Origin of the sequence: Anabaena sp. CS-542/02 (genome assembly GCF_028331085.1) — a bacterium.
In the GTDB taxonomy this organism is placed as follows: Bacteria; Cyanobacteriota; Cyanobacteriia; order Cyanobacteriales; family Nostocaceae; genus Anabaenopsis; species Anabaenopsis arnoldii.
In genome coordinates, this window is the sequence record NZ_JAQMTM010000158.1 from 38,880 (window position 1) to 56,250 (window position 17,371).

10 protein-coding genes are annotated in these 17,371 nt (G+C 42.0%); 7 read left to right on the plus strand and 3 right to left on the minus strand.

The window, feature by feature from the left end:
• Positions 1–46: 46 nt before the first annotated feature.
• Both PN447_RS16410 and PN447_RS16415 read right to left on the minus strand, forming a co-directional pair.
• The gene (locus tag PN447_RS16410) at positions 47–1,393 is read right to left on the minus strand and encodes an ArnT family glycosyltransferase (RefSeq protein WP_271764083.1); all 1,347 of its coding nucleotides are present in this window, start codon (positions 1,391–1,393) and stop codon (positions 47–49) included.
• Positions 1,394–1,607: 214 nt separating this feature from the next.
• Positions 1,608–2,921: a hypothetical protein gene (locus tag PN447_RS16415; protein WP_271764084.1), complete on the minus strand. Its 1,314-nt coding sequence runs from the start codon at positions 2,919–2,921 to the stop codon at positions 1,608–1,610.
• A gap of 931 nt (positions 2,922–3,852) precedes the next feature.
• Between PN447_RS16415 and PN447_RS16420 the strand changes: the two genes are divergently transcribed.
• Positions 3,853–4,785 (plus strand): polysaccharide deacetylase family protein, encoded by a 933-nt coding sequence (locus PN447_RS16420; protein ID WP_271764085.1) that lies wholly within the window; start codon positions 3,853–3,855, stop codon positions 4,783–4,785.
• 211 nt (positions 4,786–4,996) lie between these two features.
• On the opposite strand, the gene PN447_RS16425 is transcribed toward PN447_RS16420, so the two are convergent.
• On the minus strand, positions 4,997–9,664 hold the full coding sequence (locus tag PN447_RS16425) for a glutamate synthase-related protein (RefSeq protein WP_271764086.1): 4,668 nt from the start codon (positions 9,662–9,664) through the stop codon (positions 4,997–4,999).
• Between the two features lie 798 nt (positions 9,665–10,462).
• Between PN447_RS16425 and PN447_RS16430 the strand changes: the two genes are divergently transcribed.
• The 6 genes from PN447_RS16430 to fusA all read left to right on the plus strand — a co-directional run bounded on the left by PN447_RS16430 (position 10,463) and on the right by fusA (position 17,353).
• Positions 10,463–12,490, plus strand: coding sequence for a phosphodiester glycosidase family protein (locus tag PN447_RS16430; protein ID WP_271764087.1), 2,028 nt, complete (start codon positions 10,463–10,465; stop codon positions 12,488–12,490).
• Positions 12,491–12,741: 251 nt separating this feature from the next.
• Entirely contained in the window at positions 12,742–13,161 is a 420-nt protein-coding gene (locus PN447_RS16435; RefSeq protein ID WP_271733703.1) for a phosphomannose isomerase type II C-terminal cupin domain, read from the plus strand.
• Between the two features lie 323 nt (positions 13,162–13,484).
• Complete coding sequence (locus PN447_RS16440; RefSeq protein WP_271764088.1) at positions 13,485–13,820, plus strand: HesB/IscA family protein; 336 nt, start codon at positions 13,485–13,487, stop codon at positions 13,818–13,820.
• A gap of 96 nt (positions 13,821–13,916) precedes the next feature.
• Positions 13,917–14,300 (plus strand): 30S ribosomal protein S12, encoded by a 384-nt coding sequence (gene rpsL, locus PN447_RS16445; protein WP_271733705.1) that lies wholly within the window; start codon positions 13,917–13,919, stop codon positions 14,298–14,300.
• A gap of 362 nt (positions 14,301–14,662) precedes the next feature.
• Positions 14,663–15,133, plus strand: coding sequence for a 30S ribosomal protein S7 (gene rpsG, locus PN447_RS16450; protein ID WP_271733706.1), 471 nt, complete (start codon positions 14,663–14,665; stop codon positions 15,131–15,133).
• Positions 15,134–15,274: 141 nt separating this feature from the next.
• A complete protein-coding gene (gene fusA, locus PN447_RS16455) occupies positions 15,275–17,353 on the plus strand; it encodes an elongation factor G (RefSeq protein WP_271764089.1) in 2,079 nt (692 codons plus the stop codon).
• The last annotated feature ends 18 nt before the right edge of the window (positions 17,354–17,371 follow it).

A 17,371-nucleotide genomic window follows, 5' to 3' on the forward strand; every position in this document is an offset into this window, starting at 1 on the left:
AAGTTATTAAACATCCTCTAAGGGTAAACTAACTGCCTAAGATGAATTATTTTAAGTCAGCAATAAAGAAACTTCCATCATGTAGGATATTGGGATATTTACTGAGAACAGTATTAATTCTGTTTTTTTGCATATCATCTAACGAAGATTTATAGCTCTGAATAAAATCAAAGCTACCTACTAAATAATCAGCACCTAACTGTATTTTAGACATAATATATTCTTCATTTAAGTCTCTAGGATTGATCATCCATCCTTTTCTATGGGATAAATATAGTAAAGTAGGATCACCACCTGTTGTAAAAATTGTTAATGTATCAGATGGTATTTTGTCTTTAACTATTTCTGCTAATTGGAACACTTTTGATTTATTTGCCCTTTCCTTAGACATATAATCTATAGAATAAATAGTAAAACTAGTGAGTATAGATAAGGATAAACAAATTGCTAAAAACTTCTTGATATTTTTTCCCTGATGATTTTTGTTGAAATATTTACTAAAGAATTTTCCTATAAATACAACGCCAGGTAACATAAAAGGTAATTGATAATATTCATGTACTAAGCTAGTCGTAGGTGCTAAAATCCAAGTTAATACTACTGACAATAACCAAATATCAAATAAGTACTCCTGTTGGGTTTTCCTTTTCATTAATAAGCCAGCTATAAATATAGGAAACATAAGGACAGCAAATTGTCTTACAATAGTTCTAAAACTTATTTGTAACCAAAAATTAGACTTTAATATTAAATCGTATTTGTATCTGTCGGATGAACCACCCCAAAAACCAAAGGTATTACCATATTCTAAAAATATTTGATGGGCGTGGTAATACCACAAAGCAACAGTTATTATAATAAATAAACTATATAGACAAAGATAGATTTTAGTAAAAATCTTGTGAGAGAATTTATGATAAGCCAAAAATAATAATGGTAAACCTACATATATGATTGGCAGAACTTTAATAAGACAAGCCAAAGACACGAATAATGCTGATATACACAAAAGATGTAATTTCTGTGATTCTAACCATTTATTAAAATAGTATATACCTCCAACAGAACACATTAAAAGCATCGATTCTGGTTGGAAAGTTCGACTGTAATAGATACTAACAGGCAAAATACTAAACCATAAGCAAGACCAAAAAGCTGTTGCATCATTAAAGTAAGTTCTAATCGGTTGATATAGAAAAAATATTGTAAATAAAGAAAAAATAACAGATATCAATCTGCCGAATATTTCATGTAAACCGAAAAATTTATAAAATATAGAGACAATAAATGAATAAATTGGAAATTCCGTTTCACAATAACCAGGTGAATTACCACCCCAGTCAATTTGTGGACAAAATAAGTTAAACCTATTCTCATAGAAATTCCTCGCCATTGCTGCTGTATCTGCTTGTCGCCAGGAATGAATACTTATAATTGGTTAGTTAATATTATACAACCTCACGCTTAGAGCTATACCAAGTAGAAATAATACTGGTGACTTCTTGAATTGATATTCTATGTAATTAATTAAAAGAAACATAATTACTACCCTGTCAGGAGATATTTCACTGCACAAAAGATAGGTAATTCAGTGGCTGAAATCAAATTTATCCTAGCCAACCACCACTACCATAGTTGAACCATTGTGATCCCAACCAAACCACGCCAACGGCGGCAATTACCCACATCAGCCGATTTAACTTAGGTATAGATAATGATGTTAACATGACACCAATAGATACAAAACCATAGGGTGTACCAAAGTAATGACGAGCATTGCTATACAGGTATCCAGAATTAGCCAAGAAGTTAATGATGCAATGAACGCCAGAAAGTGCTACTGCGTAAAGCACAGTAAACGATCTCCAATTATTGAGAACCTGTCTGGGGTGGTGGATGGGTATAGACTGGATCCAGCCCTTGGCAAAATAACTTAATCCTGTAAGAATAGCTATAAACAATAGGGGATGGAATAAAAAAATGTATATCCATGGTTTAGATGGAAGATTAATAATGATTTCCCTCCAACCTCGATAGATGGCGTATAACAGGTAGCCCAATACGGCAAAAACTAGAATAGATGTATAGAGGGCGTGGATATCCATCAGTAAAGACCGGGGAAAAACTAGCAACCAAGGACGAAAAGCTATGGTTCTTCCCCATGACTGTTGGGCTTGAAAAGGCGCGAGGAAATTTCCTGCAGTGTTCAGACAGAAGAATCCATAAATGCTGTAGCCAACAATACTCCCAATGCCAACTAAAATAGTTAGGGGCGTGGTTTTTGCTGTTAATGCTAGATCATCGCCATTAGATGAAGAGATCCCGCGGATAATGGATAAGATTATCAGTATGAACGTGATTGCAAACCAGGACTGTAGTAAAACTGGGCGCAGGAGATTTAGTAAAACCGAAAGCACAAAAATGGCTACATATAAACTCAAGGTTGTCACCGGAGAAATTTCTTTTTGCTCCGCAGTGTGTAAGCTCAGTAGAAACAGGAGGCTCAAAAGGCTAAAAAGGCTTTCGGTATAACCTATAGAATGAAAAATTGCATTTGGTCCGAGGGCATATAGTATAAATACTATACGTGAAACATTTGTGTTTTTGATGATGCGATCAAATGTTAGTCGAGCCAGAGGTAGTGAGGCTAAAAAGAGGATCTCAGAGGTGACAATCATCACCTTTAATGCTTGCTCTACTGTGTCAGGGTTTGTCAGTACTCGCACCAAACTCGGCCATAAGGGATAAAAAGCACTATACGTAGGATTTACAGCTAGTTGTGCATAAATACTTGCGTCCCAATACTGAAAATTTTCTATGTGATCCAAAAGCCAAAACTTTGTCCATCCTTCACCTGTGGCTAAGAGGAGTGAAGTTTGGAGCAAAAAATAGATCACGCCAACTAAGAAGCAAATAATCATAGATAATTCTTATATGTAAAAGTTTGAAAAGTCGCGGAGGTGGTAGAAAATTTCTCTGGTGTGGAAGCTGTGAATACATAATATACAGCACCAAGAGAGCAAAGTGATAATACTCGGGAAATGCTTAATTATTAGCATTTATGGAAAACCTGAAATATTGCAGGCAATTGTTGCCAATAAATCTACAAACAGTATAATAATTGACTGCTTTTTCTACATTATTAATGGCACAATCTATGAACTTAATTGTTTTAGCTAATCCATAATTATTCAGTTGAAAATTTAACTTTTTCTTCCAGAAATAGTAATGACAAATGGCTAACGCTAGGCTAGGCTATCAGGAGAAAAATATCAGGTGATTGAAGAGCGGATAAGATTTACTTAAATATCAGGGAAAATGGTAAGTTGCTATTTGTTGTAATTACTGTCTGGCAATATGAGAGAGGACTAAAATTTTCAATGCTAGTCGGCAAATTTTCCAGTATGTGTAAGTCCTCAGATAATTATGATAACTTTTTATACATCAACAATAGTATAAAAATTATCACTTAAATAATTTAAGTGTTATTGTCAGAGACATACCAAGATCATGGGGCTATTTTTTATCCAAGACCAGATTTTTTAGTTAGATTTGAAGCCTTACAAGCTACAATCTAATATTTCCGAAATATATGTGTATTTCATCTGAGTTAGGTACAAAGGGACGGGTACTGATAGGGTAGTGTAGTGTGGCGTAAGTTATTGCCCACCTCACAAGATTTATGATATCAAGATGTGTATTTTATTTACCACCAAAAGTGCTGCATTTGTGTTTCTATCAAAAATTATGGATACGATCAAAAATCTGCGTATATAGTATTTATGACTCAGTGTGTTATGAAACCAATGTCACAACTATAACTGATAGTTCTACCGTTGAAGGAGCTATGAAGTGGCAAAAACTAAGACTTTTTTGTGGCCGCAAGGAATACTAATTGCATTGCTTTTCTTGAGTGCTAGTTTGAGCATTAGCTTAATGTTATTCATCAAGCCCAATGCATCTGATAGCTCGCGTGGCGTAGCCATTTCTCAGGGGAGACGAAGTATAAATATAAATAATTTACCTGCGGCCAAGGTCAGTACTCAGCAGCGCATTGAGCAGTTAAAGGCGGCGATGCTCACCAGTTGGGAGCAAGAAGCAAACACTAAGGGTGTTACCTCTGGTGCACCAGCACGCTTTCAAGGAGCAACTATTAAGGCGGGTAAAGTGAATCAAGATCAAAAAGTGATTGCTCTGACTTTTGATGATGGACCTTGGAGGGAAACCACTTCACAAGTGCTGGATATTCTTAAACAAAATAATATTAAAGCTACATTTTTTGTTGTTGGACAGAATGTTAAGAATTATCCCACTCTAGTGCAGAGGGTGATTGCTGAAGGTCACGCCATTGGTAATCATACTTGGCATCATTGGTATCATTATATGAATCCCAATGCAGCAGCCTATGAAGTTAAGCACACAACGGAGATAATTTATCAAGTTACTGGTGTCAAAACAAATTTGTTTAGACCGCCAGGGGGAATTATGCACAATGGATTAGCTGCTTATGCTAGAAATAATCAGTATGCCATTGTTCTGTGGTCGTCGGATTCATTAGACTATTCCCTACCCAGTGTTCCGAACTTGGTCAATAATGTTTTTCGGAACGCACAACCTGGCGGTATTGTGTTGTTGCATGATGGGGGTGGAAATCGTTCCCAAACTGTGCAAGCTTTACCGGAAATTATTAGTAAGTTTCGAGAGCAAGGTTATAGTTTTGTGACTATTCCAGAACTTCTAGTGATGGAAGACAAAAATCAAACTTTGCTCGCAAACAAAAAATAATGCTTATGGCTAGTCCATGGAAATTACAGGACATTTCATCTGAGTGAGATACCCAAGGGCGGGTAAGATGGCCACCCCAAAAAAGTTTTACCATTCATATCTGTACTTCAGATTCGGTGCAAGGTGCTGTATGAGTTGTAGAGACGTTAATAACTAACGTCTCTACAGTTAAAAAACTGTACAGAAAAGTTGGGTACCTTGTGGTGAGCAACTAAACTGAACTTAACTGTTTTTCCACAATAGCTTGGGGATTTGCTTCTGGATTCTCGGCTTCAGAAGGTGGTACTAGTTGCCAGAATTTAGGCAAGTATTCTGACCAATTTTGCAGAATCATTTTTGCTTTTGCAGAACCAGTGCGATCGCCATGATTTCTGATTAATTCTTGCAATTGTTTTGCGCCTGCTTCTGTCAGCACTCGCTGGACTTTGACAATTTCTGGATTGACTAACTCTGGGAAAGAATTGTCTTCATCTAGGAAGTATGCTAGTCCGCCAGTCATCCCTGCGCCCACGTTACGTCCTACTTTCCCCAAGACAACAATCACACCACCGGTCATGTACTCACAGCAGTGGTCTCCCGCACCTTCAATAACTGCCATACCTTTGGAGTTACGTACAGCGAAGCGTTCACCGGCTAAACCGTTGGCGAATAATGTACCACCCGTGGCACCATAAAGGCAGGTGTTACCAACTATGACATTTTGTGATGCTGCGTAGGTAGCATCCCCTGGGGGTTTGATGATGATTTCACCACCGTGCATCCCCTTACCCACATAGTCGTTAGCTTCTCCTGTCAAGGTCAAAATCATGCCCGGGAGGTTGAAAGCACCAAAGCTTTGCCCCACACTACCTTGGAAATTGAGGTTAATTTGTCCTTGAAAACCACTGTCACCATAGCGAGAAGCGATCGCACCGGCTAACCGTGCTCCCACTGTTCTATCTGTGTTAACTACCGCCAGGGTTTTGGTAGCAGTGGTATTTTGGGTTATCGCCCTTTGAATATCCGGGTCAGCCAGGAATTGCTCATCTAGCACCACACCGTTACTGTGGACTTCTTCATGTAGTAACCAGGTACGGTTATTTTTAACATCAGGGAGATGTAGTAAACAGTCGAGGTTGAGTGCTTGGGTTTTGCTAACTTTTGCCCCATCTCGTGTGGTCAACAAATCACCTCGTCCGACAATTTCTAATAAAGAGCGGTAGCCGAGTCTTGCTAGTAAATGGCGAACTTCTTCAGCGATGAAATAGAAGAAATTGACTACATGTTCTGGCATTCCTGTAAACCGTTTGCGGAGTTCTTCTTTTTGAGAAGCAACACCCACAGGACAGTTATTAGTGTGGCAGATGCGCGCCATAATACAACCTTCGGCAATCATGGCGATGGAACCAAAACCAAATTCTTCACCGCCCATCAAAGCGCCCATGACCACATCCCAACCAGATTTTAGCCCACCGTCTACACGCAAAATCACGCGATCGCGCAGGGCATTTTGCATTAATACACGATGTACTTCAGTTAACCCTAGTTCCCAGGGTGAACCTGCGTGTTTAATAGAACTCAGTGGTGAGGCTCCAGTACCACCGTCATGACCAGATATCTGAATAATATCGGCGTTAGCTTTAGCTACACCCGCCGCAATAGTCCCAATCCCAATTTCCGCCACCAGCTTTACAGATACCTGTGCTGTGGGATTAATTTGGTGCAGGTCAAAAATTAGCTGTGCTAAATCCTCAATGGAATAAATATCATGGTGGGGTGGGGGTGAAATCAAGGTTACACCGGGCTTAGATCGCCTTAACATAGCAATGTAAGGACTAACTTTTGCTCCTGGTAGTTGTCCACCTTCCCCGGGTTTTGCCCCTTGGGCGATTTTGATTTCAATTTGTTGGGCGCTGCTTAAATATCCTGGTGTGACCCCAAAGCGTCCGGATGCTACTTGCTTTATGGAACTAGAAGCTGTGTCACCATTGCGCAGTCCATGCAAATGAGGTAAAGTCGGTGATTTACCGGATGGGTCTACATCATTGAGGACTTTATACCGTACTGGATCTTCGCCACCCTCCCCAGAGTTAGATTTGCCACCAATGCGGTTCATGGCTATAGCCAAAGTCTCATGGGCTTCTCTTGATAATGCACCTAAAGACATCCCACCAGTACAGAAGCGTTTGACAATCTCACTGACTGATTCTACTTCTTCTAAAGGGATGGGTGCGCGATCGCTTTGGAAGTCCAACAAATCACGCAAAGCTGTTACTGGTCGTCCTTGTAGGTGCTGCTTGTAAACTTCGTAGTGGTCATATTGTTTACCATCCACGGCTTTATGGAGCGCCTTGGCCATTTCTGGGTTATTCATATGGTATTCTCCCTTAGGGAAATACTGAACAAAACCCAAATTTTCTAACTTCTTCGCGGTCAGTTCCGGGAAAGCTTTGCGATGGAAAGAAAGCACTTCTTCTGCTAATTCCTTGACGCTTAACCCACCGATGCGGGAAGTTGTACCACAGAATCCCAATGCTAATAAATCCCCACCGATACCAATGGCTTCAAAAATTTGCGCCGCTTGATAACTGGACAGTAAGGATATTCCCATTTTTGAGAGAATTTTTAGTAAACCGGAGTTTACCGCTTGGCGATAATTTCCTAAAGCTTCTTCTAGGGTGAGCTTGGCGATTTTACCCCTGTCCATAAAGTTTTGGGTTTTGGGTTTCCACCACCAGTCGCGGACAGTATCCAAAGCTGTGTAAGGACAAACCGCATCAACTCCATAGCCAATCAAACAAGCGAAGTGATGTGTACTCCAGCACTGGGCTGTTTTCACAATCAAGGAGGTTTTAGTTCGTAGACCTTGCTGTATGAGGTGATGATGTACTGCCCCTACTGCTAGTAAGGGAGGAATGTAAGTATATTCAGCACTAATGCCATTATCTCCTTCTGGGCAATCGCTGAGGATCAAAATCTTTGCTCCAGCCTTGACAGATGCGGCAGCTTGTGCATTTAAAGACTGTACAGCATCTTTTAATCCTTCTGGTCCTTGGGCGATCGCAAATAAGGTTGATAATTCCGCCGTTGCAAACCCTGATAGCCGAATCGCTTCTAGTTCTGTCTCCATCAACACAGGGGATTCTAACTTGAGTTTGCGGGCGTGTTCTGGTTTAACTTCTAATAAGTTTCCCCGTTCTCCCAGTTCCACATTTAAGGACATTACCAACCTTTCCCGTAAGGGGTCAATGGCTGGATTTGTCACTTGAGCAAAACGCTGCTTGAAGTAGTCATACAGTAGGTGGGGTTTTTCCGACAGCACAGCTAAAGGAATATCATCCCCCATGCAGAAAGTCGGTTCTTTACCCTCAGCGGCCATGGGTTGAATTACCATTTCTACATCTTCTGTGGTATAGCCAAAGGCCAATTGATGACGCAGTAGGGTTTGTTCATAGCTTCCTATGGCTACACCGCTGATATTTTGGGGGGTGCTGGAATGACTATTCCCATTGCTGGGAGTTTGATGTACTAGCTGTTTGAGTTCTTGGCGATATTGTTTTAACCATTCTCCATAGGGATGCTGCTGGGCGATGTATTGTTTAATTTCCCAATTTTTGAGGATTTCATGGTTGACCAGATCCACAGCAATCATTTGTCCTGGTCCGAGTCTACCTTTTTCCAGAATATTGGCTTCAGGAATTTCTACTACTCCAGCTTCGGAAGCGACAAGGATGTAATCATCTTTGGTAATTAGATAACGAGCGGGTCTTAATCCGTTACGGTCTAGTGTGGCGCCAACTTTTTCACCATCACTAAATACTAACAGTGCTGGTCCGTCCCATGCTTCTTGCAGTCCGCTGTAATATTCGTAAAAATCGATAATTTCGGGATATTGACGCAAAGAAGGTTGATTTTGGTATGCCTCTGGCACCATAATCATTAAGGCTTCCAAGGGGCTACGTCCTGAACGTACCATTAATTCCAGAACGTTATCTAAGGTGGCTGAGTCGCTGTTGTCGATATGAACTAGGGGCTTAAATTCGTTGGAGCGATCGCCCCATACTGGATGATTCAGGCTAGATTCCCGTGCCATCATCCAGTTAATATTACCCAACAAAGTGTTAATTTCGCCGTTGTGACCCAATAAACGCATGGGTTGAGCCAGAGGCCACTTCGGCATGGTATTAGTGCTAAATCGGCGATGGTAAACGGCAAAGGCGCTTTTGTAGGCTGGATTCTTTAAATCGAGATAAAATTCTCCCAAGATAGCAGAGCGCACCATGCCTTTATAGACTATTGTCCGATTAGACAAAGAGCAAATATAGAATTCTGCGGAAATATGCTGAGTAGCCTTGAAAATTCGCCGGCGGGTGATATATAGTTCTCTTTCTAGTTCATCCCCACTTTTATCTGCTGATCCTAGAAAAACCTGTTCTATCTGGGGTTGATTTTCTCTTGCTTGTATCCCCAGTAAATTAGCTTGCACTGGTACTACTCGCCAACCCAGTACGGTTAATTTTTCTGCTGCCGCTATTTCCTCGACTATACCTCTAATTTTTGCCGCTATTTCGCTACTTTGTGGTAGAAATAACATTCCTACCCCCACATTTTCCCGGGAATAGTCTTTTTCAAATAGCTCCCAGGGGATGGCTGTCAATATTCCTGCACCATCACCAGAATCTTGGTCAGCGCTACAACCACCGCGGTGTTCTAAACAGGTTAAAGCATCTAAAGCTTTTGTGACAATTTCGTGACTGGCATAATTGCGGCGATGAGCAATAAAACCTACACCACAAGCATCTCGTTCTTCTACTAACCACCTTGGTCCATCTAATGGTTTGACAGTTTGAATATCTGAAATTTTCTGTGTTTGTGATTGATGCATCGCTTTATCTTTCATAGACTGTTCTTGAGATGGTTAGTCACAAATGTTGCCAATATTTGTGAGAAGAATATGGCTTACGCCACGCTACCCTAGCGTAAGCAATTACCCTAGTCTTTGACGTAGCCCCGCTCTAGCAGAACCAAGCTTAGACTGTGGGAAAAATCGTTTTACCTGGAAAATATATAAATCACCGAAATAAATTTAGAGAAAATTTTTCACTTCGGTTTTTTCTTGTTTAACCTTTTGCAAATACCTGCGGTTTTTTTTTATACTTTTGGTTGATATTCTCAAGCTATTTTTTGGTTCAACTTTCTATTCCCAGATGAAAAAAAATTAGAGTTCAAGTAAAACTTGTTTGGCTTACCCATAACACAACTTAGTTTTCAAGTGCGGAATAATCCTGATTCATCCCCAAAATCAGCGTATTATACAACATACACATTTGACAATTACTCAAAATATCTGTTGTATATATTTCATTGTTTGATGATGATTTGATCCATCTTGCTACAAGACAGACCTCACTCAAATAGCAACCATCCGTGAATGTTTAGATATCTTCACTGGCTTGGCAGCAGCCAAACTAGTTTTTTATACAGCTTGACTGGATAAAGTGATACTTAAAACACTCAGTAATAGTGTTTTTAATGGTGTGATTACTTTTTAAGTTGACAAGAGATAGATATCCAATTTATATATTATCACATTTATGCAAAAATTCAATCACTATTTCTTAAGATTCCCGTGAAACTTACTGTGCTGCAAGTAGTCTATGCCTAAGCCACCTAAGCTATCAATAGTATTGAGGTAAAAATGTCACAACATCATAGTAAAAAACATTATTGTGCTCTCACCAACAGCAGTAATCAAAGGTGGCTATGGCTACGCCACGCAAGCTATCGGTTGCCTTCGAGGATGTTCCGGTCTATAGCACCAACAGCAGTAGTAATTATTATATTCTGCTTATGTACTAAATGGTCTAGTAGAGCTGAGGAATCCTGGATTAATACCAGCCCGGTGACGCAAAACATACCTTGCTGCACCAGCACCAGTGGTGTGTTAGCGTCTGGTAAGCAAATTATCCTCAATGGTCGTACCTTACCAGGGGCTTGGTTACAGGAGAGAGGAACAGATGGGCGAGTGAAAACTTTTTTGAGTGACGGTGCTCTGAGGCAGATCGTTGGAGTTGATTTTTTGAGCAGCAACAGTGCTGCTAGCCAACCAATAGAATGGTTCTCATCAAACCAGAAACCATCGGTTTTAGCTACAAGGCTGCTGCAAGGCCATCGCTATATGGATATTACTGATTTTACTCAAACAGTAGGTTGGGTGTTACAAGCTAATGGTAATCTCATGGCAATCGCCACGCCAAAAGCTCAAATAAAAAATATTCGTCAAAGTCAACAATCTATAGCTACGCCACGCAAGCTTCCAGGGGTTAGTCTTCCTCCCTTTCATTCAGCTCGCATTGTCTTGGATTTAGATCGTCCATCACCTTGGCAAGTCTCCCCAGGGGGAACTATAACCAGTGAAACAGAAGCAGAATCTACAGCACCACCCAATAGAGAGTGGGTAGTGGCTCTAGATGCGATCGCCGATGCTGCTTTAAGCCAACGCTATGCCCCATCAACATCAGCAACCCCGGAAAATCCTCATGGGGGTAAGGTGGACAGATCAATAGTGAGAAAATTAGAGGTAGTTAACAATCGCACAATTATCAGTCTGAGTGTACCCTTTGGTATGGCTCCCCAGATTATGACCTTAGCAAACCCCAACCGCCTGGTCATTGATCTTCGTCCCGATGCCTTGGTACAACGAGATATTAACTGGGCTACAGGATTGCGCTGGCGGCAGCAATTTGTCACTTTAGGTACAGAACGCTTTCCCGTAGTTTGGTTAGATATTAATCCCCGTCAAAGTGGGTTACGTTTACAACCCATTGGGACTGACACCACCAGTCAAACCGGTACAGCACCACTCATCCAAATGGCAGAGCAGTCTTCAGCTGTGGCCGCAATTAATGCTGGTTATTTCAACCGCAATAATCGATTACCTTTGGGGGCAATTCGTCGGGGTGGTCAGTGGCTATCAGGTCCAATTCTTAACCGGGGGGCGATCGCCTGGAATGACTCCGGGGAGTTTTACTTCGGTCGTCTCACTTTAGAAGAAACGTTAATCATTGACAATAATCAAAAGTTGCCGATTCTATTTTTAAATAGTGGTTATGTGCAGAGTGGTATTGCTCGTTACACCAACACATGGGGAACTAGCTACACCCCCCTAACGGATAACGAAATCATTGTTATTGTCCAACAAAACCGAGTCACAAATCAGCTACCAGGTGGTAAGGCTGGTGAAACAACATTTACCATTCCCCAAGACGGCTACCTACTAACCTTACGTGCGTATTTAGGGGCGTCACAATTACCTATTGGTACACCAGTTAGCATTACCAGCACAACAAATTCCCCCAACTTTAACCGCTATCCCCACATTATGGGAGCCGGTCCCCTATTAGTACAAAATAATCAAATTGTCCTGGATGCTGCTGGGGAAAAGTTCAGTCCAGCTTTTAGTAGACAAAAAGCTGCTCGTAGTGGTATTTGCACCACAGCAAGCGGATCAGTAATCATTGCTGCTGTACACAATCGTGCTGGTGGACTAGGCCCCACCCTAGCCGAACACGCCCAATTAATGAAGAATATTGGTTGTGTGAACGCTCTGAATTTAGACGGTGGGAGTTCTACTGGTCTTTATCTGGGAGGACAACTACTGGACCGTTCGAGTAATACTGCTGCACGTGTCCACAACGGTATTGGGGTTTTCTTAGAACAAGAGTAGGGAGTAAGAAGCTAAGGGTGAGGATTCTAGGTTTGGAATGATTAATGCAGTCGGGCTCATGTTTTTTAAGCTCAGGTCATCGCCACTCTTGTGGTGTGAAGAGTTGGTATAGAAGTTTTGGTTGAAGGACTTATTTTTGCACCCTCCTGTTTTAATTTTGTTATGTTTAGCAAGGTGCAAATCTCAAGGATCAGTTTTACCCTTCATCCAACGATTAGTAACGGTTTGTTTGTAGACCAACTGAGGTAACTATGGCGCAATTTCCAGAAACCACACAAACTAATAATCTATCTCTACCCGTGTCCATCTCTAATAAAGGGATTGCTGCAACCGAGCTGCGCCCTTGGGGTTCTTTTACAGTGTTGGAGGAAGGGCGGGGATATAAAATTAAACGCATAGAGGTCAAACCGGGACACCGTCTCAGCCTGCAAATGCACCATCACCGCAGTGAACACTGGATTGTTGTTTCTGGTACTGCTAGGGTTCTTTGTGGAGATAAGGAGGTGCTACTGAGGAACAATGAGTCAACCTATGTACCCCAATGTACATCCCACCGTCTGGAAAATCCGGGAGTGATTCCTTTGGTGTTAATTGAAGTCCAAAATGGTGAATATTTAGGCGAGGATGATATTATTCGCTATCAAGACGACTATGCTCGTAATGATGGTTAAAATTGTAACGACTGCAAAAGCTGTAGGTATAGTATACTCAGTATTTTCCTCATACCTCAGTACCGATTAGACTGAGATTACTCCCCGTTTGGCGGGGACTAATCTTTTCAGTGAGATACACAGGATGTTAATATTAATTCACGAATTAAGAAGACATACACCAGTAGCACTGCCCAGTCACCTATAGGCTGATTTTAGCCCAGCAAAAAATCAAACCAAAATTTTTTGTCATCGTGATTTTTAGACTTCAACTGTCTGTAATATTTTAAAATGGGGTTTTTTACTGTCGATAACTTAGCCTGGCGTAAGCCATAACTAATTCCATGATTCATCTGAGTCCAGCCGCAATCAGTGAAATTGGGCGATTACAGTTAAAACAGCAGCCAAATTCTTTATTCAGATTAGCAATTAAGGTAGGGGGCTGTTCAGGATGGTTTTATGATATGTCTTTTGAGCAAAATGTCACGATGAACGATCGCGTTTTTGACGTGAGCGGTATTCAGGTTGTCATAGATCATGAAAGCTTGAATTATTTAAATGGGTTGGCATTAGATTATTCAGAAGATTTAATGGGTGGTGGTTTTCGCTTCCACAATCCTCAGTCCATAGCCACCTGTGGCTGTGGTATGTCCTTCTCCATGATTACGGCCAGATTTTAAATAGAAAAATATCAGTTTGACATAAAAACCCAAAAAAAGATATAATCAGGATTTGTTAAAAGTTAGACCTCTAAGCAGCTTTACGCGCTGTAACTCATGCCAACAATACAGCAACTCATACGTACCGAACGCGAAAAAGCGCGTCAGAAAACTAAGTCTCCAGCTCTAAAGCAATGCCCACAACGTCGGGGTGTTTGTACAAGGGTATATACAACTACACCGAAAAAGCCCAACTCCGCTCTACGTAAAGTAGCAAGGGTAAGACTGACATCAGGATTTGAGGTCACAGCCTATATTCCAGGTATCGGTCATAACTTGCAAGAACATTCAGTAGTAATGATTCGTGGCGGTCGGGTGAAAGACTTACCAGGTGTGAGATACCACATTATCCGTGGAACATTAGATACAGCTGGAGTTAAAGACCGTAAGCAAGGGCGTTCCAAGTACGGAACCAAGCTCCCGAAAGGAACGAAGAAATAGGAAATAGGCAATTAATCGTCGAGGATGATGATTCATCCTATAGGTTGAAAGGGTGCGATAGCTAAATAGTGGTGATTTATGTGGCCACAAAGTCTTGCTAAACCCTGTATTAAGCAGTGAAAATTAGGTAATTTAAACCATTATCCTGCCAAGCGATTGGCTATAGCCTAAGCCGCGCTACCCTATCGCCAGTGCCGTAGGCAATTGCAGCGGTTGCATCTAAAATATTAAAGTTTATGATGTCGTCGCCTAATCTGGCGTGGAGAAAAAAAGACAAAGTTAAAACGGCGGCTTTAACCGCCCATATACCTAGTGTCTGATAGCATATAATTTCGTTGCCAAATCCGAAGTAAAGGTGAAGTATGTCTCGTCGTGGTGTTATTCAAAGGCGTCCAGTTCCGCCTGATTCCGTATATAACAGTCGCCTGGTCAGCATGATAATCCGGCGGGTGATGCGTCATGGAAAGAAATCACTGGCTGCTAGGCTGGTTTATGATGCCATGAAAACTATTGAAGATCGCACTGGCGCTCCGCCACTGGAAACTTTTGAAAGAGCAGTACGCAACGCCACGCCTTTGGTAGAAGTAAAAGCGCGTCGAGTAGGCGGAGCCACCTATCAAGTACCGATGGAAGTCCGTTCAGACAGGGGTACAACCCTAGCTTTGCGCTGGCTAGTTAAATTTTCCAGGTCTAGGCCCGGACGCACAATGGCAAGTAAATTAGCTAATGAGTTAATGGATGCTGCCAACGAGACCGGGAATGCAATTCGCAAACGGGAAGAAACACACCGGATGGCAGAAGCCAACAAGGCTTTTGCACACTATCGTTACTAAGAAAAGTAGGGGTATATCGTGGATATAACAGCGGTATATCGCCTACGCACAAAAAAATACGGTTTTCCGTAGAAGTATAGAACCTTAACAAAGAGTAATATACAAGATATCATGAGGCAAAAACTATAATAGGAGGCTACTGTGGCACGTACGATCCCGCTAGAGAGAGTACGCAATATCGGTATTGCGGCGCATATAGATGCGGGCAAGACAACGACAACCGAGAGAATATTGTTTTACTCTGGCATAATTCATAAAATTGGCGAGGTTCATGAAGGAACAGCCGTGACAGACTGGATGGCGCAGGAGCGTGAACGGGGAATTACCATCACTGCTGCTGCTATCAGTACCAGTTGGAAAGATCATCAAATTAACATTATCGATACTCCCGGACACGTTGACTTCACAATCGAAGTAGAACGTTCTATGCGCGTGTTGGATGGTGTAATCGCGGTATTTTGTTCTGTGGGTGGCGTACAACCGCAGTCGGAAACAGTTTGGCGACAAGCAGACCGCTACAAAGTCCCCCGCATAGCTTTCATAAACAAAATGGATCGCACAGGGGCGAACTTTTACAGAGTTCACGAACAAATGCGCGATCGCCTGCGGACTAATGCCATTGCCATTCAACTACCAATTGGTAGTGAAAATGACTTGAGAGGAATCGTTGATCTGGTACGCCAGCGTGCCTATATTTACAACAACGACGAGGGAACAGATATCGAAGAAACAGATATCCCCGCCGAAATGCAAGACCAGGTAGAAGAGTACCGCACCAAGCTTGTAGAAGCTGTGGCAGAAACCAATGACACTCTGATGAGTAAGTACTTCGAGGGAGAAGAACTTACAGAAGATGAAATTCGTGGTGCGCTGCGTCAAGGGACAATTGCCGGTACGATTGTGCCAGTACTGTGCGGCTCGGCATTTAAAAACAAAGGTGTGCAGTTGATGCTGGATGCAGTGGTAGATTATCTACCAGCACCAACTGAAGTACCAGCTATCCAAGGTACATTACCTACAGGTGAGGTTGTTGAGCGTAGAGCTGATGACCAAGAACCTCTATCAGCTCTAGCCTTTAAGATTATGGCTGATCCCTACGGTCGTCTCACCTTTGTTCGGGTTTATTCTGGTGTTCTGAAGAAAGGTAGTTATGTTCTCAACGCTACCAAGAACAAGAAGGAGCGTATTTCCCGTCTGGTGGTTCTAAAAGCAGATGAGCGCATGGATGTGGATGAAATGCGGGCTGGGGATTTGGGAGCCGCATTGGGATTAAAAGAGACCTTGACGGGTGATACCATAACGGATGAGGGATCGCCAGTAATCCTGGAATCTCTATTCATTCCTGAGCCGGTAATCTCGGTAGCGGTTGAACCCAAAACCAAGAATGACATGGACAAGCTTTCTAAAGCTCTGCAATCTCTGTCTGAAGAGGACCCCACTTTCCGTGTCAGTGTAGATCCAGAAACCAACCAAACCGTAATCGCGGGAATGGGAGAACTACACCTGGAAATTCTGGTAGACAGGATGTTACGTGAATTCAAAGTAGAAGCGAATGTCGGCGCGCCGCAGGTAGCTTACCGCGAAACGATTCGGAAATCAGTCTCCAAAATTGAAGGGAAATTCATTCGCCAAAGTGGTGGGAAAGGTCAATATGGTCACGTTGTGATCGATTTGGAACCAGGCGAACCGGGTACGGGCTTTGAATTTGTTTCTAAAATTGTGGGTGGTGTCGTACCAAAAGAATATGTCGGACCCGCAGAACAAGGAATGAAAGAAAGCTGCGAATCCGGTGTATTAGCTGGATATCCACTAATTGATGTCAAAGCAACTCTGGTGGATGGGTCATACCACGATGTAGACTCTTCAGAAATGGCTTTCAAAATCGCTGGCTCAATGGCAATGAAAGAGGCAGTATTGAAAGCTTCTCCTGTACTATTAGAACCTATGATGAAAGTTGAGGTTGAAGTACCCGAAAACTTCCTTGGGGATGTGATGGGCGACCTTAACTCTCGTCGTGGACAAATTGAAGGTATGGGATCTGATGATGGTTTAGCCAAGGTAACTGCTAAAGTCCCATTGGCAGAAATGTTTGGCTACGCTACTGATATCCGCTCGAAGACCCAAGGTCGGGGTATCTTCTCGATGGAATTTAGCCACTACGAAGAAGTACCTCGCAACGTGGCTGAAGCAATCATAGCGAAAAGCAAAGGGAACGCTTAATTAAAAAAGGAAACGAGC

Excerpts from the sequence above, each read along its gene's own strand:
- PN447_RS16410 (WP_271764083.1), bottom strand. The coding sequence starts at position 1,393 with ATGGCGAGGAATTTCTATGAGAATAGGTTTAACTTATTTTGTCCACAA.
- PN447_RS16415 (WP_271764084.1), bottom strand. The coding sequence starts at position 2,921 with ATGATTATTTGCTTCTTAGTTGGCGTGATCTATTTTTTGCTCCAAACT.
- PN447_RS16425 (WP_271764086.1), bottom strand. The coding sequence starts at position 9,664 with ATGAAAGATAAAGCGATGCATCAATCACAAACACAGAAAATTTCAGAT.
- PN447_RS16430 (WP_271764087.1), top strand. The coding sequence starts at position 10,463 with ATGTCACAACATCATAGTAAAAAACATTATTGTGCTCTCACCAACAGC.
- PN447_RS16435 (WP_271733703.1), top strand. The coding sequence starts at position 12,742 with ATGGCGCAATTTCCAGAAACCACACAAACTAATAATCTATCTCTACCC.
- PN447_RS16440 (WP_271764088.1), top strand. The coding sequence starts at position 13,485 with ATGATTCATCTGAGTCCAGCCGCAATCAGTGAAATTGGGCGATTACAG.
- rpsL (WP_271733705.1), top strand. The coding sequence starts at position 13,917 with ATGCCAACAATACAGCAACTCATACGTACCGAACGCGAAAAAGCGCGT.
- rpsG (WP_271733706.1), top strand. The coding sequence starts at position 14,663 with ATGTCTCGTCGTGGTGTTATTCAAAGGCGTCCAGTTCCGCCTGATTCC.